Genomic DNA, 24665 nt, shown 5'->3' on the forward strand with positions numbered 1-24665 from the left:
ACCAGGCGACTCGGGGCGGAGTCGGCCCGTAGCATCCGCCCATGTCGTCCTCCACGAACGGTCAGTGGTATCCACCGGAGTGGCCGGAGCGCATCCGCGCCCTCGCCGCGGGCGAACTCACGCCCGTGACCCCGCGTCTGGCCGCCACGGTCATGCTGCTGCGTGACGGCGGTGGCGCGGGCGGTGGCCCCGAGGTGCACATGCTGCGCAGGCGTACGTCGATGGCCTTCGCCGGGGGTGCTTACGCGTATCCCGGCGGCGGCGTCGACCCGCGCGACGAGCACTGGGGCCCGGCGGAGACCCGGGACGGCGGCGGCGAACCTCGCCCGGAGGCGGGCGACCCGCGGCCGGGCGACGGCTGGGCCGGGCCGTCGCGCAAGGAGTGGGCGGAACGGTTCGGCACGGACGAGGCGACCGCCCAGGCCGTCGTATGCGCGGCCGTACGCGAGACCTTCGAGGAGGCGGGCGTACTTCTCGCGGGCCCGGACGCGACGAGCGTCGTGGACGACACCACCGGCGACGACTGGGAGCGCGACCGCGCCGCGCTCGCCGCACACGAACTCTCCTTCGCCGACTTCCTCCAGCGCCGCGGACTGGTCCTGCGCAGCGATCTGCTCGGCGCGTGGGCGCACTGGATCACGCCGGAGTTCGAGAAGCGCCGCTACGACACCTGGTTCTTCGTGGCCGCGCTGCCCGAGGGCCAGCGGACGCGCAACGCATCCACCGAGGCGGACCGCACCGTCTGGATGCGGCCCGCCGAGGCCGCCGAGGGCTACGACCGCGGCGAACTGCTGATGATGCCGCCGACGATCGCCATGCTGCGCCAGCTCGCGCCGTACGGAAGCGCCGCCGCCACGCTCGCGGCGAGCACTGAGCGGGACCTGACGGCGGTGCTCGCCGAGGCACGGCTGGAGGACGGGCAGGTCGTGCTGAGCTGGCCGGGATACGACGAGTTCACGAAGCGGGTGCCGACGAGCGTGCCGCGCGGCGGGGGCGAGACCGAGGGCGCGGATACGGACAACGGCGGCGTGGGCGGCGCTGACGTGAGCGACGACGGCGGGAGCGACGGCGGCAAGAGCGAGGGCCGAGTCGGCGGTGGCGACGGCCGTGAGCCCGGAGGGACCCCGGAATGACCCACGCCGCATCCCTCCCCGGCCAGCCGCGCGGCGGAGCGCTCGGCGGCCAGGCCACGGCACGCGCCCACTGCGTACTCGCGCCCAACCCGTCCCCCATGACCCTGGACGGCACCAACACCTGGATCGTCGCCGAACCCGGCTCCGACCAGGCCGTCGTCATCGACCCAGGGCCGCTCGACGAGGGGCATCTGCGCCATGTGCTCGCCATCGCCGAACGTTCGGGCAAGCGCGTGGCACTGACGCTCCTCACCCACGGCCATCCCGATCACGCCGAGGGCGCCGTGCGCTTCGCCGAGCTGTCGGGCACATCCGTACGCGCACTCGACCCCGCGCTGCGCCTCGGCGACGAGGGCCTGGCCGAGGGCGACGTCGTGGAGACGGGGGGCCTGGAGCTGCGCGTCGTGCCCACGCCGGGCCACACCGCGGACTCGCTCTCGTTCCATCTGCCCGCCGAGGGCGCGGTGCTGACGGGCGACACCGTCCTCGGCCGCGGTACGACCGTCGTCGCGCACCCCGACGGACGGCTCGGCGACTACCTCGACTCGCTGCGCCGCCTGCGCTCGCTCACGGCCGACGACGGTGTCTCCACCGTGCTGCCGGGCCACGGGCCCGTGCTGGAGGACGCTCAGGGCGTCATCGACTTCTATCTGGCGCATCGTGCCGACCGCCTCGCCCAGGTCGAGCAGGCGGTGGGGCAGGGGTTCCGCACGGCGCAGCAGGTCGTCGCCCACGTGTACGCGGACGTCGACCGTTCCCTGTGGCCCGCGGCGGAGTTGTCCGTACGCGCGCAGCTCGTATATCTGCGGGAGCGGGGCGCGGCGTAGGCGCCGGAGGCCCGTACGACGGCGCAGCCCGTACGACGGCGGGAACCACCCCCGCGGAACGACACGACAAGGGCGCCCTCCCGGACGGAAGGGCGCCCCTCGTGTCGTTCCGCAGGCCGGCGACCCTGCGGCGGGCCTGTCCTCAGCGGCTCCGCTTGGCCAGCCGCTCGATGTCGAGCAGGATCACCGCACGTGCTTCGAGCCGCAGCCAGCCGCGGCCCGCGAAGTCCGCGAGCGCCTTGTTCACGGTCTCGCGCGAGGCGCCGACGAGCTGCGCCAGCTCCTCCTGCGTGAGGTCGTGCACCACGTGGATGCCTTCCTCCGACTGCACGCCGAAGCGCCGCGAGAGGTCGAGAAGCTGCTTCGCCACCCGGCCGGGGACGTCGGAGAAGACGAGGTCGGACATCGAGTCGTTGGTACGGCGCAGCCTGCGCGCGATGGCCCGCAGAAGCGCCGAGGCCACCTCGGGGCGCACGTTCAGCCAGGGCTGGAGGTCGCCGTGACCCAGGCCGAGCAGCTTGACCTCGGTCAGGGCCGAGGCCGTCGCCGTACGCGGGCCGGGGTCGAAGAGGGAAAGCTCGCCGATGAGCTCGCCGGGGCCGAGTACGGCCAGCATGTTCTCCCGGCCGTCAGGGGAGGTGCGGTGGAGCTTGACCTTCCCTTCGGTGACTACATAGAGACGGTCGCCCGGGTCGCCCTCGTGAAAGAGGGCCTCACTGCGCGCGAGCGTGGTCTCCGACATGGAGGCGCGCAGCTCAGCGGCTTGCTCCTCATCGAGCGCCGCGAAGAGCGGTGCGCGCCGCAGAACGTCGTCCACGAGTTCTCTCCTTGTCGACCTAGCCCAATGGGGTCCCCAGGGGCCTCATAAGGCTCCCATGGGCCGAGGGACGGCGTCTCCCCTGGCCCCGGGGCCGCTTCAGGTCCGTAGGGCCGAGGGTCGGGACTTCCCCAGGCCCGCAGGGCCGAGGGGACCCCGAACCCCATGATGCCGGACGGTGAAACAGTGCGATCAGTCACAAGTTTGACGCACGGCCCCCCGCCGCCCGAAGGCAGGGGGCCGATTGGGCCGGGAATTGCCTTCGTGCGGGGCGGATGTCAGCGGGCCCCTCTACGCTGGCCGAGTGCCAGTTACCCCGTGAATCCCCGGTGAGCGCACGCAGGGCGGGGCCGGGCGGGTGACCGCGATGGGAGAGGTTCCGCTGTGGGCGAACAGGAGCCCCTGAAGAGGGCAGGCCGGACAAAGGGGGCGAGTGAGGACCTCGATGCGGGGTCGAGCGCCGGACCGAGTGCCGGGTCGGTTGGCGGTTCGGGCGCCGGGTCGGCGAGGAAGCCCGCCGCGAAGGCGGCGCCCGCGAAGGCCGCGAAAGGCACGAAAGCAGTGACACCGGTGAAAACCGCTAAAGCCGTGAAGAAGACCGCGCCCGCGAAGCCGGAGTCCCGGCTCGCCATGGTCCGCCGTGCCCGCCGCATCAACCGCGAGCTCGGCGAGGTCTACTACTACGCCCACCCCGAGCTCGACTTCGAGAACCCGTTCCAGCTCCTCGTCGCCACGGTCCTCTCCGCCCAGACCACTGACCTGCGGGTCAACCAGACGACGCCCGCCGTCTTCGCCGCCTATCCGACCCCCGAGGACATGGCCGCCGCCGACCCGGAGAAGCTGGAGGAACTGCTGCGTCCCACGGGTTTCTTCCGCGCCAAGGCCAAGTCCCTGCTGGGGCTGTCGGCCGGTATCCGCGACCGCTTCGGCGGCGAGGTGCCGGGCAACATAGAGGATCTGGTGTCGCTGCCCGGCGTCGGCCGCAAGACCGCGTTCGTCGTGCTGGGCAACGCCTTCGGCGTCCCCGGGCTGACGGTCGACACCCACTTCGGCCGCCTCGTACGGCGCTGGAGGCTCACCGAGCAGACCGACGCGGAGAAGGTCGAGGCCGAGATCGCGGAGATCATCCCGAAGAGCGAGTGGACGATGTTCTCGCACCGGACGATCTTCCATGGCCGCCGCATCTGCCACTCACGCAAACCGGCCTGCGGTGCCTGCCCCATCGCACAGCTCTGCCCCTCGTACGGCGAGGGCGAACTCGACCCGGAGAAGGCGAAGAAGCTGCTGAAGTACGAGATGGGCGGGCTGCCGGGGCAGCGGCTGAAGCCCCCGGCGGACTATCCGGGGCGTCCGGCGCCCCCGCTCGGCGGCAACGGTGCCGAGACCGGCGCGGACGGTGGGAGCACCGCCGGGGCCGCCCGGTGAGCCGTCCCCGTACGAACGCGGGCCCTGGCACCGGCCCGGACCCGGCGGCAGACCCGGGCCGTGCCGCGGACCGCGAAGCAGGCCGGGACGGTTCCTCCCGTTCCTCCCCTTCGTCTCCTTCCTCCCGTGCTCCGTCCCGCGTCCCGCCCCGCGTCGAGTTCAGCACCCGTGGCCTGCCGGACTGGCTCAGGCCCGTGCTCCATGTCGCGGGCACGGTCGAGCCGCGCCAGCTCAGCCGCTTCCTGCCGCCGCCCGACGGCGCCGGCCGCCCCTCGGCCGTGCTCGTGCTCTTCGGAGAGGGCGCCGACGGCCCCGAACTGCTGCTCATGGAACGGGCGTCGAGCCTCCGCTCCCACGCCGGTCAGCCCTCCTTCCCCGGTGGCGCCATCGACCCGGAGGACGGCGATCCGGAGGGCGAGGGGCGGCTGCGGGCGGCCCTGCGTGAAGCAGAGGAGGAGACGGGTCTCGACCCGTCCGGGGTGCAGATCTTCGGGACGCTGCCCGCGCTCTACATCCCCGTCAGCGGCTTCGTCGTCACGCCGGTGCTCGGCTGGTGGCACCGCCCCACGCCCGTCTCGGCCATCGACCCCGCCGAGACGGCTCATGTCTTCACCGTCCCCGTGTCCGAGCTGACGGACCCGGCGAACCGCGCTATGGCCGTCCACCCCTCCGGCTACACGGGCCCGGCCTTCTGCCTGGGTCCGGCGCTGGTGTGGGGCTTCACCGCCGGTGTGATCGACCGCCTTCTGCACTACGCGGGCTGGGAGCGCCCATGGGACCGCGAGAGGCGCGTGACGATCGACCGCAAGACGTGACCCGGACCATGGCCGGGGATATGAGTACGTGCCGGGCCCGCGCCGCCGCGCCCGTACCGGCGCCCGCGCTGCCGCCCATGAGGTCCGCGGCCGCGGGTTGCGTACGATCCGACCGCGGCGGAGGCCGCCCATGACCCCCATGAGACGGTGGCTCCCGTGAACGCGCTGGACTTCCTGCTTCTCCTCGCCGCGATCTGGTTCGCCGTCATCGGCTATCGGCAGGGCTTCGTCGTCGGGATTCTCTCCGTGACCGGTTTCCTGGGCGGCGGGCTGGTGGCGATCTGGGTTCTGCCCCCGCTGTGGGACGCCGTGACGGACGGCTCCCCTCCGGGCACGTTCGGCGTGGTGGGGGCCGTCGTCATCGTCATCGTCTGCGCCTCCGTCGGGCAGGCGTTCACCACCCACATGGGCAACAAGCTGCGGCAGCACATCACTTGGTCGCCCGCCCGCGCCGTGGACGCCACGGGCGGTGCGCTGGTGAACGTACTGGCCATGCTGCTCGTGGCATGGCTGATCGGCTCGGCGCTCGCGGGCACTTCGCTGCCGACGCTCAGCAAGCAGGTACGCGACTCCAGTGTGCTGCTGGGGGTTTCACGTGTCCTGCCGGCCGAGGCGGACAACTGGTTCAACGACTTCTCCTCGACCCTCGCGCAGAACGGCCTGCCGCAGGTCTTCTCGCCGTTCTCCAACGAGCCGATCAGGGCGGTGCCCGCGCCCGATCCGAAGCTGGCGAAGAGCCCCGTCGCCGCCAGGGCGAGGCACAGCATCGCGAAGGTCGTGGGCAGCGCGACCCGTTGCGGAAAGGTGCTGGAGGGCACGGGCTTCGTCTACGCCAGGCACCGTGTGATGACCAACGCGCACGTCGTCGGCGGCGTCAGGGAGCCCACGGTGCAGATCGGCGGCGTCGGCCGGATCCATGACGCCCGCGTCGTCCTCTACGACCCGCGGCGCGATGTGGCCGTACTGGACGTGCCGACGCTCGACGCCCCCGCGCTGCGGTTCGCGCCGAAGGACGCGGGACGCGGCGACGGCGCCATCGTCGCGGGCTTCCCTGAGAACGGCGGATTCGACGTGCGCCCGGCACGCGTACGCGACCGCGTCGACGCCGACGGCCCGGACATCTACCGTCGCGACCGGGTCCGCCGCGACATCTACTCCCTCTACACGACCATCCGCCAGGGCAACTCCGGCGGCCCGCTGCTCACGCCCGAAGGCCGCGTCTACGGCGTCGTCTTCGCCAAGTCGCTCGACAACTCCCGTACGGGATACGCCCTCACGGCGGACGAGGTGCGCAGCGACGCACAGCGTGGCCGGGTGACGCAGCGGCAGGCCGACAGCCAGGGTTGTGCGATGTGAACCAGGTGAATTAGCCCGCCGTACACGGAAGTCGGCGTCACCGCGGTCTGCGAGCCCGGGGCTTCGCACCAGGCGTCGGCAGCCGAGCGTCAGCCGCGCGGGTGCCTCAGCCGTGCACCGAACCAGCGTGCTCTGCGGCCGAGCAACTGGGGAATTCCGGGCTCGACGCCCTCGCCGAGTCTGTCGGGCAGTAAGCGCCACATGCGCTGTCCGGGGAGCAGTCCCCTCCGCCCGCTGCGGTCACGTGCCAGGTCACGGTAGTCGTGCGTCCAGCCCATACAGCGCACTCTGCCCCGTAGCGAGGCGCGTAACCGTCTGACGGGCCATCAAACGCCACCTTCGAACGCCGAGTCAGTGGCGGGTGTTGCCGGTGCCTACGGCTGCATACGCGAGCGGCGGCCCGGCCGTTCGTACGAGGTCGAACAGCGGTCGTTCGGCGGTCGTACGGCAGTCGTAAGAGGGCGAACGAGGGCGAACGGGCGGTGGGCGGGCGGCACTTCGGGCATTCGCAAACGTCCCCGACGCCTGAAGCGAAACCCCGGGGAGCGCGGCCGGGTCAGCGATCCGGCTCGGGGTCCTTCAGCCAGCCGATCAGCTCCGAGGAGAACCCGGCCGGGTCCTCCTCGTGCGGCCAGTGGCCGATTCCGTCCAACAGACGCCAGCGGTACGGGGCTTCGACGTACTGGCCCGACCCGGCCGAACTGCGTGTGCGCAGCACCGGATCGAGCGCGCCGTGCACCTGCATCGTCGGCACCCGTACGGGCCGCTTCATGCGCCGGTTGAACTGGAAGCCGTCCGGCCGCGCCATCGAACGCACCAGCCAGCGATAGGGCTCGACCGAGCAGTGCGCCGTAGACGGCACACACATGGCCTGCTCATAGCGTGCGACCGCCTCCTCAACGCCGGGCTGTTCCAGCAGCCTCGGACCGGCCCAGTCCCGTACCAGCCTCCCCACCAACTCACCGCCGTTCGCAGTGAGTTGACGCTCGGGCACGAACGGCCGCTGGAAGCCCCACACATAGGAACCGGCCTTCGTCTGGCGCACGTCCTTGAGCATCGCCGCGCGCCAGCGCCGGGGATGCGGCATCGCGGAGACCGCCAGGCGCCGGATGAGCTTGGGCCGCATCACGGCGGCAGTCCACGCCAGATAGCCGCCCAAGTCGTGCCCCACCAGGGCCGCGTCGGGCTCGCCGAGGGAGCGGATGACGCCGGTGACGTCGAGGGCGAGGTTCGCCGGGTCGTAGCCGCGCGGCGTGCGGTCGCTGCCGCCCACGCCGCGCAGATCCATGGCGACGGCGCGGAAACCGGCGTCCGCCAGCGCCGTGAGCTGATGCCGCCAAGTCCACCAGTACTGCGGGAAGCCGTGCAGCAGCAGCACAAGAGGTCCGTCACCCGTCTCGGCGATGTGGAACCGGGCACCGTTCGCCGCCACGTCCCGGTGCGTCCAGGGGCCTTCGGGCCGGATCAGATTGGCCGGACCTGCTGGGTGGGTCATGTGGACGAGCCTGTCACACTTCGCCCGGCATCCATGACGCGCTCATGGGTCGCGGCACCCTGCGAAAGGGCGTGCGGTGGAGGGCAGGCCCGACCCAAGTGCGCGGTGCGCACGCGGAGTTCGCCGCCGAGTGCGTACGGGCCGGGTCCGTACGGCAGTTCGCGGGGAAGCCGTCTACGCGGCGGAAGAAGCGACGGGCGTCACGCCGCCGACGTGCTCTCCTGCCGCTTGTCGAGCGAAGCGCCGTTCCGCCCCGCGGTCGCTCCCGCGCCGCCCTTACGGGGATGCGGCTTGGCCCGCGACAGCACCGAGGCGGTCTCCTTCGCCGACGCGATCGACTTCTCCGGGGGCTTGATCCGCTTGAACTTCCGCAGCGCGACGAGCAGCAGGATCAACGCCAGCACGATGTAGGCGCCGCCCACGATCAGGAACGACCAGGCCAGCCCGAGGCCCAGATTGTGAATCCCGTACGCGGCGGCGAAGCTCAGCACCGGCAGTGAGAAGAGCAGCAGCACACCCGCGACCGTGGCCGCGCCTCCGCCCACGATGCCGCGCTTGACGTCCTGCCGGATCTCGGCCTTGGCCAGCGCGATCTCGTCGTGCACCAGACCGGACAACTCGGCGGTGGCCGAAGCCACCAACTGGCCGAGGCTGCGGCCGTCGTCGGCAGAACTCATCGGTGTTCCCCTCTTTCTTTCCGTCTTGCGTCGATCTCCATCGATCCTCGTCGATCCCGGCCGGACGTCGAACCCGTAGGCTCCGGCCGGCCGTCGACGCGTCGAACCCGAGCCGTAGAGCCCGTAGAACGCGTAGAGCCCGTCGAACCGTACCTACTCACCGGTCCGATCATGCCGGACCATCGTGCGGCACGTTCGGCCAGGAGGCCACTAGGGCAAGCACCCTCGGGCGCCCCGGTGTTGACGAAGCGTACGGCCGTACGGACAGGGGGAGGGGCACCCGGCGTCGCCGGATGCCCCTCACTCGTGCCGCGACTCGGCCGCCCCCGCGTGCGCGGACCCGGCGGTCAGTCCTCGCTCGCGGCCGTAGGCAGCTTGTCCTGGATGAGTTCCATGACGGACGAGTCGGTCAACGTGCTGACGTCGCCCAGCGCCCGGTTCTCCGCGACGTCCCGCAGCAGCCGCCGCATGATCTTGCCGGAGCGGGTCTTCGGAAGCTCCGCGACCGGAAGGATCTTCTTCGGCTTGGCGATCGGACCGAGCTGCTTGGACACATGCGCCCGCAGCTCCTCCACCAGCCCCTCGTCCTCGGCGGCCGAGCCCCGCAGGATGACGAACGCACAGATGGCCTGGGTGGTCTGAGGGTCCGTCGCACCGACGACGGCCGCCTCGGCGACCTTCGGATGCGACACGAGCGACGACTCGACCTCGGTGGTCGAGATGTTGTGCCCGGAGACGAGCATGACGTCGTCGACGCGGCCCAGCAGCCAGATGTCGCCGTCGTCGTCCTTCTTCGCGCCGTCGCCCGCGAAGTACTTGCCCTCGAAGCGCGACCAATAGGTGTCCAGGAACCTCTGGTCGTCGCCCCAGATGGTGCGCAGCATCGACGGCCAGGGCTCGGTCAGCACCATGTATCCGCCGCCGCCGTCCGGGACTTCGTTGGCCTCGTCGTCCACGACGGTCGCGGAGATCCCGGGCAGCGGCTGCTGTGCCGAGCCGGGCTTGGTCTCGGTGACGCCGGGCAGCGGGCTGACCATGACGCCGCCGGTCTCCGTCTGCCACCAGGTGTCGACGATGGGCGTACGGTCGCCGCCGATGTGGTGGCGATACCAGATCCACGCCTCCGGGTTGATCGGCTCGCCCACGGAGCCGAGGATGCGCAGCGACGACAGGTCGAACTTCGCCGGGATGTCGTCGCCCCACTTCATGCAGGCGCGGATCGCGGTCGGCGCGGTGTAGAGCAGCGACACCTTGTACTTCTGTACGACCTCCCACCAGCGGCCCTTGTGCGGGGTGTCCGGGGTGCCCTCGTAGAGCACCTCCGTGGCGCCGTTGGCGAGCGGCCCGTAGACGATGTACGAGTGCCCGGTGACCCAGCCGACGTCGGCCGTGCACCAGTAGACGTCCTTCTCGGGCTTCAGGTCGAAGACGGCGTGGTGGGTGTAGGCGACCTGCGTCAGATAGCCGCCGGTGGTGTGCAGGATGCCCTTCGGCTTACCGGTCGTGCCGGAGGTGTAGAGGATGAACAGCGGGTGCTCGGCGTCGAAGTCCTGCGGAGTGTGCTGGTCGCTCTGCCGCTCGACGACGTCGTGCCACCACACGTCACGGTCGTCGTTCCACTCGATGTCCTCCTGGCCGGTGCGCCTGACGACCAGTACGTTGCGTACCTTCTCGGTGCCGGGCCTGGTCAGCGCCTCGTCGACGGCGGGCTTGAGCGCGCTGGCGCCGCCCTTGCGGTAGCCGCCGTCGGCGGTGATGACGACGCGGGCGTCGGCGTCCTCGATGCGGGTGGCCAGCGCGTCCGCGGAGAAGCCGCCGAAGACCACGGAGTGCGGGGCGCCGATGCGGGCGCAGGCCAGCATCGCCACGACGGTCTCCGGGATCATCGGCAGGTAGACGGCGACGCGGTCGCCGGCCTGTACGCCGAGTTCGGTCAGCGCGTTCGCGGCCTTTGAGACCTCGCGCTGGAGGTCGGCGTAGGTGAGGGTGCGGGAGTCGCCGGGCTCGCCCTCGAAGTACAGGGCCACCCGGTCGCCGTTGCCCGCCTCGACGTGCCGGTCGACGCAGTTGTAGGCGACGTTGAGTTTGCCGTCCTTGAACCACTTCGCGAACGGCGGGTTCGACCAGTCGAGGGTCTCGGTCGGCTCCTTGCCCCAGCTCAGGCGGCGTGCCTGCTCGGCCCAGAAGCCCAGCCGATCCGCCTTCGCCTGCTCGTACGCCTGGGCAGTGACGTTGGCTTCGGCAGCCAGATCGGCGGGCGGCGCGAACCTCCGCTCTTCCTTGAGCAGATTGGCCAGGCTTTCGTTGCTCACGACATCTCCCTTTCCCAGGGTGTCCGCTGTGTCCCGGTCTCAAGGTCCCCTTTCTCGCCGGGCCTTGGACCTCCGGCCCAGCACATCAGCCCTTGCGCCCATGTGACAAGGGCTGTCGACGAAATTGGTTTAGACCTGTCAGGTACGCATCCATTCTGCCCGGTGGCGGGGCCGTGCGGTGCGTCGCCGGACCCCGCGCCGCCGCCGGCCGCAGACCACCGATTCGTGGGCTCAACGAGTGAAGAAGTCACCCTGAGACCCCGCCCAGGTTGCCCGTTTCGCCCGAGATGCAACGTTTGAGTCACGTACCGGAGTTGATCCGCTACGGAGAGACATCGACAAGGGCGAGGTGATCCGATGACGGCCACACGACGGTGGCTCGCGGGCATATCGGCGGGAATGGCGCTCACCGTGGTGATGAGCGGCTGCGCCGGCGACACCACGGCAAGCCCGGAAGGGCAGGGACGCTCGGCCCCCGAGGAGAAGCCCGAGCAGCAGGCGCGAGTCATCGGGGACGGGTCGACCTCCATAACCGGCCGCCAGCCGAGCCAGCCGATACCGAGAGCACTGCGCAAGGGCAAGAAGCCGCCGCAGTTCGTGGTCTTCTCCTGGGACGGGGCCGGCGAGGACGGGAAGAAGCTCTTCTCCCGCTTCCGCAAGGCCGGTAAGCGCTACGGCGCCTCCCAGTCGTTCTTCCTGAGCGGCATATACACCCTCCCCGAGGCCAAGTCCCGGCGCTACGCGCCTCCCGGCCACCCCTCCGGCGCCTCCGACATCGGCTACCTCAAGGACGAGAACATACGGGCCACCCTTCGCGAAGTACGCAAGGCATGGCTCCAGGGCAACGAGATAGGCACCCACTTCAACGGCCACTTCTGCGGCCCCAAGGGTGTCGGGAGCTGGTCCGCGGACCAGTGGAAGAGCGAGATACGCCAGGCCAAGTGGTTCGTGAAGAACTGGAAGACGAACACCGGCTTCCGGCGTGAGGATCCTCTTCCGTTCGACTACGACAAGGAACTCATCGGGGGGCGCACCCCCTGCCTCCAGGGCCAGGAGAATCTGCTCCGCGCGGCCCGGGAGATGGGCTTCCGCTACGACTCCAGCGGCAACGGGACCCAGGTCTGGCCGAAGAAGAAGAGCGGCCTGTGGGACGTGCCGTTGCAGGAAGTCCCCATGCCGGGGCGGAAGTTCGAGACCCTCTCCATGGACTACAACTTCCTGGCGAACCAGTCGGGGACGGTCCGGGGTCCCGCCGCTGAGCACGCGGCGTACGGGCGTCAGATGCGCGAGGGCCTGATGAAGGGCTTCGAGCGCGCCTACAAGGGCAATCGCGCGCCCCTGATCATCGGCAACCACTTCGAGAAGTGGAACGGCGGCGTGTACATGGACGCCGTGGAACACGTGATGAAGTCGGTCTGCCGCAAGCACGAGGTCCGCTGCGTCTCGTTCAGGCAGCTCGTCGAATGGCTCGACGCACAGGACCCGAAGGTGCTCTCCAAGCTGCGTTCGCTGGGCGTCGGTGAACGGCCCGAGCGCGGATGGAAGTCGTTCCTCGAGGCCAAGGCCAAGGACGAAGCCGAGGCCAAGGCCAAGGACGAAGCCGAGGCCAAGGCCAAGGACGAAGCCGAGGCCAAGGCCAAAGCCGAGGCCAAGGCCAAGGCCGAGGAAAAAGCCAAGGACGCTGGGACGACGAAGCCGGTCTCCGACCGACGGTCCGACTGAACGGCCCGGTGAGCGGCGGGCGGAGGCTGCTGCCGGCCTCCGCCCGCCGCCGCCGCGCCGGCGTCGCGGCTCGGCCGCGACCGCCCCTCACGCGGGCTGCGGCGCCACCCGATGTCCGCGGTGGTGCTCGCCGAGTACGAAGCCGGGGTCGACCTGGGCGGCCAGGTCGGCGCCTGTCTTCGCGTTCCCCCAGCTCTCGGCGTTGCGCAGATGGAAGTGCACCATCTGCCGCGTGTACCGCTCCCAGTCACGCTGCTCGTACGCCCCGTCCGCGGCCTGCCGAATCACGCTCAGGGCACGGACGTTGGGCTCCTCCAGCTCCGTGAGCGGGCGCGGACGGCCCTTCTCCATGGCGCGGACCCAGTCGGAGTGCCCGAAGGAGACGAGCAGGTCGTCACCGGTCTCCTCGCGGAGGAAGTCGAGGTCGTCGCTGTTGTGCACCTTGTTGCCCACCACGCGCAGCGGCACCCCGAAGTCCCGTGCGTACTCCTTGTACTGGCGGTAGACGGACACGCCCTTACGGGTCGGCTCGGCGACGAGGAAGGTCATGTCGAAGCGCGTGAACATCCCCGACGCGAACGAATCGCTGCCCGCAGTCATGTCGACGACCACGAACTCCTCGCGCCCGTCGACGAGATGGTTCAGGAACAGCTCCACCGCGCCGGTCTTGGAGTGGTAGCAGGCGACGCCCAGATCGGCCTCCGTGAAGGGCCCGGTGGCCAGCAGCCGCACCTTGCCGCCCTCGACGGAGAGGGTGCGTGCGCAGGCCTCGTAGACGGGGTTGTCCTCGGTGATCGTCAGCAGTCGCGAACCCTCGCCGGGCGGCGTCGTCTTGATCATCGTCTCGGCCGACGCGATACGGGGATTCGAACCGCGCAGCCACTCCTTGATCAGGGGGAGCTGCGCGCCCATGGAGGGGAGCGCTTCGGCCTCGGCCTCGTCCATCCCCAGCGCCGCGGGGAGATGCTGATTGATGTCCGCGTCCACCGCGACCAACGGGACGTGCGCCGCGGCCAGTTGACGGATGAACAGTGAGGACAGCGTGGTCTTGCCGCTGCCGCCCTTCCCAACGAAAGCGATTTTCATGAACAGGAGCGTAGACATGTGAGCGGCGACAGCGCGAAGACGGGGTGAGAAGGACCACTCGTTCGTGGGACGCCGGTGGCCGCTCGGCCTGCGCGTAGGGTCATACGCATGAGTAGCAGCACCGCTGACCCCCTGGCCCCACTGGGCGCGCTGCCCGGTGTCCCCGAGGCCGTCGACTCCGTACGGCGGTCGGTCGACCGGATCTACGGGCACCGAGTGATGCGCCGCCGCAGCAGCGAGGTGAGCGCGGAGGCGGCCCTTCGCGGCGCCCGTGCCTCGGCCGCACTCGAAGGCGCCGACTGGGCCCTGGAGGAGCTGCGCCGCCGCACGGACTTCGGCGCGGAGGGCGAGCCCCGCGCGGTCGGCGCGGCGCTGCGGCTGACCGCCGAGGCGGGCCAACTCCTCGACGTATGGCGGCAGTCGCCGATGCGCGTGCTGGCGCGGCTGCATCTCGTCGCAGCCGGCGGAAACGGGACCGACGAGGCAGTGGGCCGTCCCCGCCTGGCAGGCGAGACGGTGACGGCGACCGGCAGCGAGCCGGCGGGTACGGCGGCGGCGTCCGGCCCCGGCAGCGGGACCGTACCGGAGCGGCAGGCGCCGGACGCCGATGAGGTGGCGGCGCGACTCGACGCGCTCGCCCGGATCGTGGTGGACGGCACCGAGGCCCCGGCACTGGTGCTCGCCGCGGTCGTACACGGTGAACTGGCCACGCTGCGGCCCTTCGTCTCGTACAACGGCGTCGTGGCGCGGGCCGCCGAGCGCATCGTCCTCGTGGGCGGCGGGCTGGACCCCAAGTCGATCTGCCCGGCGGAGGTCGGCCACGCGGAAGCGGGCCGCGACGCCTACGAACGTGCCCTGGACGGCTACGCCTCCGGGACTCCCGAGGGCCTGGCCGCATGGCTCGTGCACTGCGGAAAGGCCCTGGAGCTGGGTGCCCGAGAGACGACGGCGGTGTGCGAGGCGCTACAGCGCGGGGCGGCATAGTCCGTCACGGCTGCGCCGAGGGACGAGCGCGCGGCGTCACCCGCGTACAGGGCACATTGGGCCGGGAGTTCACGGCCCTCCGCACAGGATTGCGGCGGCACCGCCGTCGACAGTGCCGCCGCTGGCACGGATACCGGGTTACCAGTGCGTGCTTTTCGTATTGCCCGTCAGGCCCGGGTCTCTGCCGGTCTCCTGGCGGGTTCGCCCGTTACGCGGGCTCAGCGTCGCGTGGGTGCCCGGTATTCATGCAAGGCGGTCCGTGGGGCCTTGTGCGTACCGGCGAACTCTGCTTCGCCGCTGGTCTCGCGGGCCGTCAATTCCTTTGTACTGCGCTCTGCCCCGATGTGGAACCCCTGGCCTGGCATCTTTACCTTTGCCCTCAAAGCTGCTCGAACCGGGCACTCCTGCGCTGACTCGTGTACCAGACCAGACCCGCGGTGGCGACCGCCGCTCCCACCGCCGCAGCGGCGATCGCCAGCGCGGGCCGTGAAGGCATCGACAGGCCGGGGACGCGCTCCTTGAGCCGCACCGGCCGGGAGAAGGAGAGGACGGGCCAGTCACGGGAGAGCGCCTCCTTGCGCAGTGCCCGGTCGGGATTGACCGCGTAGGGATGCCCGACGGCCTCCAGCATCGGTACGTCCGTGATGGAGTCGCTGTAGGCATAGCACCTGCTGAGGTCGTACCCCTCGGACTCGGCGAGCGAGGCGATCGCCTCCGCCTTCGCCGGGCCGTATGCGTAGTACTCGATCTCGCCCGAGTAGCAGCCGTCCTCGACGACCATGCGGGTCGCCACCACGCGGTCCGCCCCGATCAACTCCCCGATCGGCTCGACGACTTCGGACCCCGACGTCGAGACGATGACCACGTCACGCCCGGCGAGGTGGTGCTCCTCGATGAGGGACGCCGCCTCGTCGTAGATGATGGGGTCGATGAGGTCGTGGATCGTCTCGGCGACGATCTCCTTCACCTGCTCGACGTTCCATCCGCGGCACAGCGCCGAGAGATACTCGCGCATCCGCTCCATCTGATCGTGGTCGGCTCCTCCGAGGAGATATACGAACTGGGCGTACGCGGTGCGGAGTACGGCACGGCGATTGATCAGGCCACCTTGGTAGAAGGATCTGCCGAAGGCGAGCGTGCTCGACTTCGCAATGACCGTCTTGTCCAGATCGAAGAACGCGGCTGTGCGGCGCATCGCTAGGTTTTCCACGAAGCCGAGCATAGGCGCCAACCATTCGGCGTAAGCTGGGGCGCGTGGGTTTGCCTGAGAAGGCCCTCGGGTACACCATGGAAGTCACGGATCGTTCGCGACCGTGCTAACCCGGCCCGACTCCTCCCCCCCGAGTCGGCCCTGGGGACGACCCCCGCTCTCCCCCCGGCGGGGGTCGTCGCATGTCCAAGGCCGTTTCGGTCGCTCAGTGATCGTTTCCACCTCCCTTGGCGATCTTCGGCCGTCCATCGACCGGGCACTCAGAGTCGTAACTGAGTGTAATCGATGGACTGCTCTCCGGGAGTCGCCAGGATGGGTGACGGACTTATTCACAAGCTGAGGCATGTCCACAGTTTTGGACCATGATCACTGCGCTTTTCGCGTTCCCCGCACAGTGATTCCCGACAGGGCCCGCGGGTGTTTGCGGGAGTGAGCCTGTGAACCGCGATGGGGGTCTGGAACGTGGCCGAAACCATTCTGATTGTCACCGAGGACGAAGAACTCCTTGACGATCTCCTGAGGTTGTGTGCGGCGGCCGGTGCTGAGGCGGAAGTGGTGCATGGTGCGCCTCCCGACCGGATGTCGTGGGCGGGGTGGGGCGGTGCGAAGTCCTGGGAAAAGGCACCGCTGGTCCTCGTGGGAGACGACTGCGCGGGCGCCCAGTGGCTGGGCGGCGCTGCCGGAGGGGAGCCCTCCGGGATGCTGCGCAGGCCGGGAGTCCTCCTTGTCGGCAAGGACCTCGACGATCCGGGGGTCTGGGAGCGCGGAGCCCGTATCGGGGCGGAGGGCGTCGTGATGCTGCCCGACGCCGAGAGCTGGCTGACGGGACGGATCGCCGACGCGTCGGAGTGCGTGGGCCGACCGGCCCTGACCGTCGGGGTCCTCGGCGGGCGCGGCGGAGCGGGAGCGTCGACTCTGGCCTGCGCCCTGGCCGTTACGGCGGCGAGGGAGGGGCAGCGCACGATGCTCGTCGACGGGGACGCCCTCGGCGGCGGTCTCGACGTGCTGCTCGGCGGAGAACGTACGGAGGGGCTGCGATGGCCGGCGTTCGCGGAGTCTCGGGGCCGGGTCGCAGGCGGCGCACTGGAGGAATCGCTGCCGAGGCTGCACGACTTGAGCGTGCTGAGCTGGGACCGGGGCGACTCCGTGCTGATCCCGGCGGACGCGATGAAGTCGGTGCTCTCCGCCGCGCGTCGGCGCGGCGGTGTGGTCGTGGTGGATCTGCCGCGACGAGTGGACGAGACGGTGGCGGAGGCGCTGGCGCAGACGGATCTCGGACTGCTGCTGGTGCCCGCCGAGTTGCGTGCGGTCGCAGCGGCGCACCGTGTCGCCTCTCGTACTCAGATGGTGCTGCGCGATCTGAGGGCCGTGGTGCGTACTCCGGGCGGTCCCGGCGGTTCGCGGGGGTACGGACCGGGGCTGGACGAGGGCGAGGTGGCGCGGCTGCTTCGACTGCCGCTCGCCGGTGAACTTCCTTGGGAGCCGGGGCTGTCGGAGGCGGCGGAGCGCGGCGTGCCGCCGGGCGCCCGTACGAGTGGAGTGCTCGCCCGCTTCTGCCATGACTTCTGGGCGCGGGCGCTGAGCGGCGGAGTGAGCGGCGGGAGTGTCTCCGCATGAGCGCCAGGAGGGTCGAGCAGCACAGGCAGGCCGGACAGTTCGGGCACGTCGGAGGCAGAACGGCGGTGCGGGGCACGGGAGTTGGGGCCGGGCGCGGTGGGGCGGCGGAGAGCGCCCCTTCTCCGTCCTCCTCGGCGGCTGACGGGAGTACGGCACTCGTACCGGAGAAGCGGACGCTGCTCGACGCCGTACGCACAAGGCTCGCCGAGACGGGGGACGAGCCGACACCGGCGCGGGTGGCGGCGGCCCTGCGCGCCCATGGGCGGCTGCTCGGCGACAGCGCGGTGCTCGGCGTCGTGGAGGCACTGCGCTCGGAGATGGTGGGCACCGGCCCGCTGGAGCCGCTGCTGGCCGATCCGGACGTCACGGATGTGCTGGTGACCCGCCCCGACGAGGTGTGGGTGGACCGTGGCGGAGGTCTGGAGCGTACCGGTGTGCGCTTTGCCGACGCCGCGTCCGTACGGCGGCTGGCGCAGCGCCTGGCCACATCGGCGGGGCGTCGTCTGGATGACGCCAGACCGTGGGTGGACGCGCGGCTTCCGGACGGCACCCGGCTGCATGCGGTTCTTCCGCCCGTGGCCGTCGGGTCGACGTGTCTGTCGTTGCGGGTGGTGCGCCACAAGGCGTTCAGCTTGGGGGAGTTGGTGGCTGCGGGCACTGTGCCGCCGGGCGGGGAGCGGCTTCTGCGAGCGGTGCTGGACGCGAGGCTCTCCTTCCTGATCAGCGGTGGTACGGGATCGGGCAAGACGACGCTGCTGAGTTCGCTGCTGGGGCTGGTCGGCCCGGAGGAGCGGATCGTGCTCGCCGAGGACTCGGCGGAGCTGCGCCCCGACCATCCCCATGTCGTACGGCTGGAGGCGCGACCAGCCAACCAGGAGGGCGCCGGGCGTGTGGCGTTGGACGACCTGGTGCGGCAGGCGCTGCGGATGCGGCCCGACAGGCTGGTCGTCGGCGAGGTCCGAGGGGCCGAAGTGACGGACCTGCTGGCCGCGTTGAACACGGGACACGAGGGCGGCTGCGGCACTCTGCATGCCAACGCCGCCGGGGACGTGCCCGCGCGGCTGGAGGCCCTGGGCACGACAGCGGGGCTCGGCAGGGCTGCTCTGCACAGCCAACTGGCCGCTGCGCTCGACGTGTTGGTGCATCTGGTGCGGGACGCTGGTGCGGGACGCCTCGGGGAAGCGGCGCATCGCGGAGATCCATGTTCTGACGCGGGACGGCGACGGCCTCGTCACGACCGTTCCGGCAGTGGTGTGGGGCGAGCGCGGCTTCCGGGAGGAGCGCGGCGCACGGCAGTTGTGGGCGATGTGCGGGCGGCAGCGCGGGCGCCGGGGCGGCGGCCCGGCGGATCGGCCGCATGGCCGAGCTGAAGGTAGTGGGCTTCCAGCGTGGGCTGGGGCGGGCCTCGGCACCGGACATGAGGGGGACTGAGATGACGGATCTGACGGGTGCCGTGGGGCATGGAGCTGTGGCCGTACAGGCCGCGCCGATGTACGCGGCGATGGTGTGCGCGGGAGCGGCGGCCTGGCTGATGAGCGGGAGCGACGACCGTGGCAGACGCGCACGACTGCTGCTCGCTGGGGAGGTACGGCCCGTTGCGCCGCAGCCTCGACTACCGCTGCGCGTAGAGGAGTTGGCCGCCTTCTTACGCCGTCGGCTGGGCGGGCCCGCCGCCCATGCGTGGTGGTGCGCGCTGGGCGGCGCGGTGCTGGGGCTGCTGTGCGAGTCCTGGCTTCCGCTGGCGGCGGGTGTCGCTGCCGTACCGCTCGTACGGAGGGCGCTGCGGGAACGGGAGCGTGAGAAGGCGAAGGAGCGCAGGGCCGCGGCCGTGGTGGAACTCTGCGGTGCCGTCTCCGGCGAACTGCGCGCCGGGCGCCAGCCGGACCGCGCTCTGCTCTCCGCGGGAGGCATCGCGCTGCGAGAGCTGGGGGACAGCGGCGCTGCCGTGCTTGCGGCGGCTCGTTTCGGCGGTGATGTGCCGGGGGCGCTGCGGGAGGCGGCGCGAAGTCCCGGTGCGGAAGGGCTGCGCGGCGTGGGGGCCTGCTGGCAGGTGGCCGTCGAGGGCGGGGCGGGCCTGGCCGCCGGTCTCGACAAGATCGCCGATGCCCTGCGCGCGGAACGGGACCAACACGAGGAACTGCGGGCGCTGTTGGCGGGCCCTCGGTCCACGGCCGTGGTGCTGGCGCTGCTTCCCGTCTTCGGGTTGCTGCTCGGTACGGCGATGGGTGCGGCGCCCATGGAGGTGCTGCTGCACAGCCCGCCGGGGCTGGCGTGCCTCGTCGTGGGCGGGCTTCTGGAGTGGGCGGGCATCGCCTGGGTGGCCCGGCTCGTACGGAGCGCGGAACGGCCCGTAGCAGTGGGCGGGGAGGAGCGGAGATGAACGGGGGCGGTTCCTTCGGTCTGGCGGAGGCACTGATGTGGGCGGCGCTGCTCGCCGGTGCTGGGTGGGCCATGGCTTCCGGATGGGACGGGTGGCGTGGCCACAGGGTGCGGCAGCGGACGCGGAGGCTCCTTGGGGGGTTCGGCGACGGCGCGGGGGCCGATCCCGGACGGGCGTCGCCCTCGGAACCCTCATGCAACGTAGGCAAGTTCGCGGAGTCCGGGCTGGGCAGATGTGTCGGTTCTGACCGTCGCGTAGCCCGAATCCAGGAGAAGTGGCGGCGAGCATCCAGGGGGATAGGGTCCGGGCGGCTGCGTGAGGCCGGTGCGGCCCTCGGCGTTGCCGCGTTCGTGGTGGTCGTGGTCGGCGGCGTCGCCGGATGGATTCTGGCCTGCGTGGGTGCGTACGGCGTCCGCTGGTGGATGCGCCGACGCCGGTCCCAGGAGGAAGCGGCTGGATCGCAACAGCCGGGGAACGCCCGTGCGGCGGCCGAACAGTTGCCGCTGGCCGCCGAGTTGATGGCCGCTTGCCTTGCGGCGGGCTCCACTCCCGCGCCGGCGGCCGACGCCGTAGGGCGGTCACTGGGCGGCCCGCTAGGGGCACTTCTGATCCGTACCGCTACCGAATTGCGGCTTGGGGCCGAACCGGCCGTCGCCTGGGCGCACTTCGCCTTGTTGCCGGGCAGCGACGGCTTCGTACGCAGCATGGAACGGGCTGGTACGGCCGGGGCGCCGGCCGTCGATCAGATGGCACGGCTGACGGCAGAACTGCGCATACGGCGTGTACGCGAGGCCTCCGCGCGAGCGCGGCGGGCGGCGGTCTTGGTGACCGGCCCGCTGGGGCTGTGCTTCCTGCCTGCGTTCCTCGCCGTGGGGGTCGCCCCGGTGGTGATGGGACTGGCCGGATCACTGCTTTGAACACCGAGCCGCGGTGCGGGAATCCGCCGGGAATCCGGCGGTTGGGTTTCAACGCCCGTATTCAGTACGCGAGTTGAGCGCACCCTGCGCAGCCCCACGCGCGAAGCAGCAACGACCGAGGCGCGACGCAGCAGACGCAGAGGACACAAGCCAGAGGACACAAGCCAGAGGACACAAGCCGGGGACACGAGCCAGAAGACACGAGCCAGAAGACACGAGCCAGAGACACGCGAAGTAGTCACCAGGAAGAAGACACAAGGGGGAACCATGGTCAGGAGATTCCGTCGTGCCCTGCGCGCTTCGTGCAAGCGGACCGCGAGTGCGATCCGGAGCCAAGTGCGCGACATGAACGGCAAGTTGGGCTCGGAAGCCGGGATGAGCACGGCGGAGTACGCGGTGGGCACCATCGCGGCGTGCGGCTTCGCCGCGGTGCTGTACAAGGTCGTCACGAGCGGCGCCGTCAGCGGTGAGATGCAGCAGCTCATCGAGAGGGCGCTCCATGCCAAGTTCTGACGACGGCTATGTGACGGCGGAGACCGCGGTCGTGATTCCCGCCCTCGTGCTGCTCTTCGGAATGCTGCTGTGGGGAGTGATGGCTGCCGCCGCACATATCCAGTGCGTCGACGCCGCGCGGGCGGGCGCCCGTGCGGCGGCTCGCGGGGAGCCGGAGCAAGGGGTGCGTTCCGCCGTACGTTCGGCGGCGCCGGATGGCGCGACCGTGGAGACGGCGCGGGAAGACCGGCTGGTTCGGGTGGGTGTACGGGCACGCACCGCCGGACCGGGCCCGCTGTCCCTCGGTCTTGATGCCGAGGCCGTGGCCATGGCGGAGGAGCGAGTTGGGGCGGTCGGCCGTGCGGGGGGATGAGCGTGGGTCGGCCACGGTGTGGGCCGCCCTCAGCGGCGTGGTGCTGTGCACGGTCCTGGCGGTGGTGCTGGGGCTCGGCCAGGTCGTCGCCGCGCGTCACCGAGCGGCTGGCGCTGCCGATCTGTCGGCACTTGCCGCTGCCGACCACGCCCTCGAAGGACGGGCGCGGGCGTGCGCTGCCGCCAGGGAGGTCGCCCGTGCCCAGGACGCCCGGCTGGTGAGGTGTGCCGTCACCGGGGAGGTCGCTGACGTCTCGGCCCGGGTCTCGGCCGGACCGTACGCCCCGGTCGTAAGGTCCCGAGCGGGGCCGCCCGGACCACCAGGCGCCCTGCCGCCGGGCCAGGCTCATGGCGCCGCTGACGCCCCCGACTCCGCCTCCACCACCTGTCACCGCGCCTCAGCCGTTACGCCCAACGTCTCCTGTATCGGCGGGAGTTCGGAGGTCTCCGATGGACGGACCGGGCTATGGCGCGGCCTCCGTTCAGACAGCGGAGGCCAGCAACTCGGTGAGCAGACGGACGGCGCCGCGCTTGTGCAGCGGTTCGTTCCCGTTGCCGCACTTGGGCGACTGGATGCACGAGGGGCATCCGGACTCGCACTCGCAGGCGGCGATCGCGTCACGGGTCGCGGTGAGCCAGCCGCGTGCCGTACGGAATGCCCGCTCGGCGAAGCCGGCGCCGCCCGGCTGCCCGTCGTATACGAAGACGGTGGGGAGCAGAGTGTCGGGATGCAGGGCGATCGAGACTCCGCCGATGTCCCAGCGGTCGCAGGTGGCGAACAGCGGCAGCAGACCGATGGCGGCGTGCTCGGCGGCGTGCAGAGCACCGGGAAGCACCGAGTGCGCGATCCCGGCGGCCTCCAACTGGTCCTCGGTGAGCGTCCACCACACGGCCCGCGTGCGGAGGGTGCGCGGAGGGAGGTCGAGTTTCGTCTCGCCCATGACCTCACCCGTGATGAGGCGGCGGCGCAGATAGGAGACGACCTGATTGGTCACCTCGACGGTGCCATAGCACAACCTCGCGTCGCCCCAGGGGACTTCCTGGTCCGTTTCGAGCACGGAGACGCTGGTGGTGTCCCTGGCCATCGTGGTCCAGGGCGGTGCGGCCTCCTCCACCAGGGCGGCGGAGTCCTCCAGGTCGAGCTGCCGCACCACATAGGTGCGGCCCTGATGCAGATGCACTGCACCTTCGTGGACGGTGGTGTGTGCCGCCCCGGCGTCGACGGTGCCGAGGAGCCGCCCCGTACCGTCCTCCACGACTTGGACCGGGGTGCCTCCGGAACCGCGGATGTCGGCGAGGTCACAGGCCCGCTCCTTCAGCGTCCAATACCAGGAGGACCCACGCCGTCGCAGAAGCCTGCGCTCTTCCAACTGGCCCAGCAGATCGGCGAAGCCGGGACCGAAGAGCGCGGAGTCGGCCTCCGTGAGCGGGGCCTCCGAGGCGGCGGCACACAGATGGGGAGCCAGTACATAGGGGTTGTCGGGGTCGAGGACGGTCGATTCGACAGGCGCGCGGAACAGCGAATCGGGGTGGTGTACGAGATAGGTGTCGAGCGGATCGTCGCGGGCGACCAGCACCGCGAGGGCTCCCTCTCCCGTACGTCCGGCGCGTCCGGCCTGCTGCCATACGGAGGCACGCGTGCCCGGATATCCGGTGATGAGCACGGCGTCCAGGCCGGATACGTCGACGCCCAGTTCGAGGGCGTTGGTGGCGGCGAGGCCGAGGAGGTCACCGGTGTGGAGGCTGCGTTCGAGCGCGCGACGTTCCTCCGGGAGATAGCCGCCGCGATAAGCGGCGACCCGTTCGCTCAGGGAACGGTCCACGGCGGCGAGGCGGTCCTGTGCGATGAGCGAGATGAGTTCGGCGCCTCGCCGTGAGCGTACGAACGCGACGGTCCGTACGCCCTGGACGGCGAGGTCGGTGAGGAGCTCCGCGGACTCGGCGGTGGCGGTGCGTCTGACGGGGGCACCGCGTTCGCCCTCCAGCTCGGTCAGCGGCGGCTCCCACAGCGCGAAGACCAACTCGCCCCGGGGAGAGGTGTCTTCGGTCACCTCCTTCACGGGCACGCCGGTCAGTCGCGTGGCGGCCTCGCCGGGTTCGGCGGCCGTCGCGGAGGCGAGGAGGAAGACGGGGGAGGAGCCGTAGCGGGCGCATACGCGGCGCAGCCTGCGTATGACCTGTGCGACATGGGAGCCGAACACCCCGCGATACGTGTGGCATTCGTCGACGACGACATAGCGCAGCGAGCGCAGAAAGGAGGCCCAGCGGGCGTGGGCGGGGAGTATCCCGCGGTGCAGCATGTCCGGGTTGGTGAGTACGTAGTTGGCGAAGACCCGTACCCACTCGCGCTCTTCGACGGGGGTGTCACCGTCGAAGACGGCGGGGCGCACGGAGGTGCCCAGCGGCGCGGCCAGTTCGGAGACCGCTCTGCGCTGGTCGGCGGCGAGCGCCTTGGTCGGCGCCAGATAGAGGGCGGTGCTCCCGCGTCCGCCTCCGCGTGCCGTTCCGCCTGGCACACCGCCGGTGCCGGCCGTGCGGTCCGGGCGCTCCGCACTGTCCGCACTGTCCGTGCGGTCCGTCCCGTCCGTACTCCTCTCACCGGTCCTGCCGGTCTCGGCACCCTTGGCGGTGCCCGCGGCCCCGCTCTCCGTACCGTCGAGAAGCGTGCTGAGGACAGGGAGAAGATAGGCGAGGGACTTGCCGGAGGCGGTGCCTGTGGCAATGATCACTGACTCGCCCAGGAGCGCGTGACGGGCTGCGCGCGCCTGGTGCTCCCAGAGTCGTTCGATGCCGAATTCCCTTACGACATCGATCACTTCGGGTCGGATCTGCTCGGGCCAGTCGGCATGGCGACCGATCCGCGGGGGCAAGTGCTCCGTATGAGTGATACGCGCAGCCCTGCCGGCCCCGGCGGTGAGTCGGGCGAGCACCGCGCGGGGATCGCTGTCCGGGACCTTGCGGGAGGGCACAGCAGGTGAGCGTACGCTCGTGCCGACCAGATGCGGTCGGCCGGCCGTGGACACCGGCT

20 protein-coding genes and 2 pseudogenes are annotated in these 24665 nt (G+C 70.9%); 14 read left to right on the forward strand and 8 right to left on the reverse strand.

The window, feature by feature from the left end; genetic code table 11:
* The first annotated feature begins 41 nt into the window (after window positions 1-41).
* Window positions 42-1133, forward strand: a complete 1092-nt coding sequence (locus MMA15_RS15605) for an NUDIX hydrolase (protein WP_241060388.1) — start codon at window positions 42-44, stop codon at window positions 1131-1133.
* On the forward strand, window positions 1130-1960 hold the full coding sequence (locus tag MMA15_RS15610) for an MBL fold metallo-hydrolase (protein WP_241060389.1): 831 nt from the start codon (window positions 1130-1132) through the stop codon (window positions 1958-1960). The genes MMA15_RS15605 and MMA15_RS15610 overlap by 4 nt, the downstream gene beginning before the upstream one ends.
* Before the next feature lie 142 nt (window positions 1961-2102).
* Here the strand turns inward: MMA15_RS15610 and MMA15_RS15615 are convergent, their stop codons facing one another.
* Window positions 2103-2777 (reverse strand): Crp/Fnr family transcriptional regulator, encoded by a 675-nt coding sequence (locus tag MMA15_RS15615; RefSeq protein WP_028438501.1) that lies wholly within the window; start codon window positions 2775-2777, stop codon window positions 2103-2105.
* Window positions 2778-3338: 561 nt separating this feature from the next.
* Here MMA15_RS15615 and nth point away from each other — a divergent pair.
* From nth to MMA15_RS15630, 3 genes are all read left to right on the forward strand, one after another.
* On the forward strand, window positions 3339-4202 hold the full coding sequence (nth, locus tag MMA15_RS15620; protein WP_241060390.1) for an endonuclease III: 864 nt from the start codon (window positions 3339-3341) through the stop codon (window positions 4200-4202).
* A gap of 173 nt (window positions 4203-4375) precedes the next feature.
* Entirely contained in the window at window positions 4376-5017 is a 642-nt protein-coding gene (locus MMA15_RS15625) for an NUDIX hydrolase (RefSeq protein ID WP_241063214.1), read from the forward strand.
* 156 nt (window positions 5018-5173) lie between these two features.
* Entirely contained in the window at window positions 5174-6373 is a 1200-nt protein-coding gene (locus tag MMA15_RS15630) for a MarP family serine protease (RefSeq protein ID WP_241060391.1), read from the forward strand.
* 89 nt (window positions 6374-6462) lie between these two features.
* Here MMA15_RS15630 and MMA15_RS15635 read toward each other — a convergent pair whose 3' ends face one another.
* The 4 genes from MMA15_RS15635 to acs all read right to left on the reverse strand — a co-directional run bounded on the left by MMA15_RS15635 (window position 6463) and on the right by acs (window position 10857).
* Entirely contained in the window at window positions 6463-6651 is a 189-nt protein-coding gene (locus MMA15_RS15635; protein WP_241060393.1) for a hypothetical protein, read from the reverse strand.
* Between the two features lie 278 nt (window positions 6652-6929).
* Complete coding sequence (locus MMA15_RS15640; RefSeq protein ID WP_241060394.1) at window positions 6930-7868, reverse strand: alpha/beta fold hydrolase; 939 nt, start codon at window positions 7866-7868, stop codon at window positions 6930-6932.
* Window positions 7869-8068: 200 nt separating this feature from the next.
* Window positions 8069-8545: a phage holin family protein gene (locus MMA15_RS15645; protein WP_241060395.1), complete on the reverse strand. Its 477-nt coding sequence runs from the start codon at window positions 8543-8545 to the stop codon at window positions 8069-8071.
* A 347-nt stretch (window positions 8546-8892) separates the two neighbouring features.
* Window positions 8893-10857 carry an acetate--CoA ligase gene (acs, locus tag MMA15_RS15650; protein ID WP_241060396.1) on the reverse strand — a complete coding sequence of 655 codons (1965 nt, stop codon included), beginning with the start codon at window positions 10855-10857 and terminating at the stop codon, window positions 8893-8895.
* A gap of 357 nt (window positions 10858-11214) precedes the next feature.
* On the opposite strand from acs, the gene MMA15_RS15655 reads away from it, so the two are divergent.
* The gene (locus MMA15_RS15655; RefSeq protein ID WP_241060398.1) at window positions 11215-12579 is read left to right on the forward strand and encodes a polysaccharide deacetylase family protein; all 1365 of its coding nucleotides are present in this window, start codon (window positions 11215-11217) and stop codon (window positions 12577-12579) included.
* An 87-nt stretch (window positions 12580-12666) separates the two neighbouring features.
* Here the strand turns inward: MMA15_RS15655 and MMA15_RS15660 are convergent, their stop codons facing one another.
* Window positions 12667-13665 carry an ATP-binding protein gene (locus MMA15_RS15660; RefSeq protein ID WP_241060399.1) on the reverse strand — a complete coding sequence of 333 codons (999 nt, stop codon included), beginning with the start codon at window positions 13663-13665 and terminating at the stop codon, window positions 12667-12669.
* Between the two features lie 108 nt (window positions 13666-13773).
* Between MMA15_RS15660 and MMA15_RS15665 the strand changes: the two genes are divergently transcribed.
* Window positions 13774-14649: a Fic family protein gene (locus MMA15_RS15665; RefSeq protein ID WP_241060400.1), complete on the forward strand. Its 876-nt coding sequence runs from the start codon at window positions 13774-13776 to the stop codon at window positions 14647-14649.
* A 379-nt stretch (window positions 14650-15028) separates the two neighbouring features.
* On the opposite strand, the gene MMA15_RS15670 is transcribed toward MMA15_RS15665, so the two are convergent.
* A complete protein-coding gene (locus MMA15_RS15670; protein ID WP_241060401.1) occupies window positions 15029-15871 on the reverse strand; it encodes an HAD family hydrolase in 843 nt (280 codons plus the stop codon).
* A gap of 450 nt (window positions 15872-16321) precedes the next feature.
* Here MMA15_RS15670 and ssd point away from each other — a divergent pair, with 450 nt between their 5' ends.
* The 7 genes and pseudogenes from ssd to MMA15_RS15705 all read left to right on the forward strand — a co-directional run.
* Complete coding sequence (ssd, locus tag MMA15_RS15675) at window positions 16322-17476, forward strand: septum site-determining protein Ssd (protein WP_241060402.1); 1155 nt, start codon at window positions 16322-16324, stop codon at window positions 17474-17476.
* Window positions 17473-18907: pseudogene (locus tag MMA15_RS15680) on the forward strand (TadA family conjugal transfer-associated ATPase). Before ssd ends, MMA15_RS15680 begins: the two are co-directional and overlap by 4 nt.
* A 58-nt stretch (window positions 18908-18965) precedes the next feature.
* On the forward strand, window positions 18966-19856 hold the full coding sequence (locus tag MMA15_RS15685) for a type II secretion system F family protein (protein ID WP_241063215.1): 891 nt from the start codon (window positions 18966-18968) through the stop codon (window positions 19854-19856).
* On the forward strand, window positions 19853-20773 hold the full coding sequence (locus MMA15_RS15690; RefSeq protein ID WP_241060404.1) for a type II secretion system F family protein: 921 nt from the start codon (window positions 19853-19855) through the stop codon (window positions 20771-20773). Before MMA15_RS15685 ends, MMA15_RS15690 begins: the two co-directional genes overlap by 4 nt.
* Window positions 20774-21118: 345 nt before the next feature.
* Entirely contained in the window at window positions 21119-21286 is a 168-nt protein-coding gene (locus tag MMA15_RS15695; RefSeq protein WP_241063216.1) for a DUF4244 domain-containing protein, read from the forward strand.
* Window positions 21273-21638, forward strand: a complete 366-nt coding sequence (locus MMA15_RS15700) for a TadE family type IV pilus minor pilin (protein WP_241060405.1) — start codon at window positions 21273-21275, stop codon at window positions 21636-21638. Before MMA15_RS15695 ends, MMA15_RS15700 begins: the two co-directional genes overlap by 14 nt.
* A pseudogene (locus tag MMA15_RS15705) lies at window positions 21577-21885 on the forward strand (Rv3654c family TadE-like protein); the annotation flags it as partial. The gene MMA15_RS15700 and the pseudogene MMA15_RS15705, both read left to right, overlap by 62 nt.
* Before the next feature lie 234 nt (window positions 21886-22119).
* Here the strand turns inward: MMA15_RS15705 and sftH are convergent.
* The gene (gene sftH / locus MMA15_RS15710; RefSeq protein ID WP_241060406.1) at window positions 22120-24606 is read right to left on the reverse strand and encodes a DEAD/DEAH box helicase; all 2487 of its coding nucleotides are present in this window, start codon (window positions 24604-24606) and stop codon (window positions 22120-22122) included.
* Window positions 24607-24665 lie beyond the last annotated feature (59 nt).

Source organism: Streptomyces marispadix, assembly GCF_022524345.1.
In the GTDB taxonomy this organism is placed as follows: Bacteria; Actinomycetota; Actinomycetes; order Streptomycetales; family Streptomycetaceae; genus Streptomyces; species Streptomyces marispadix.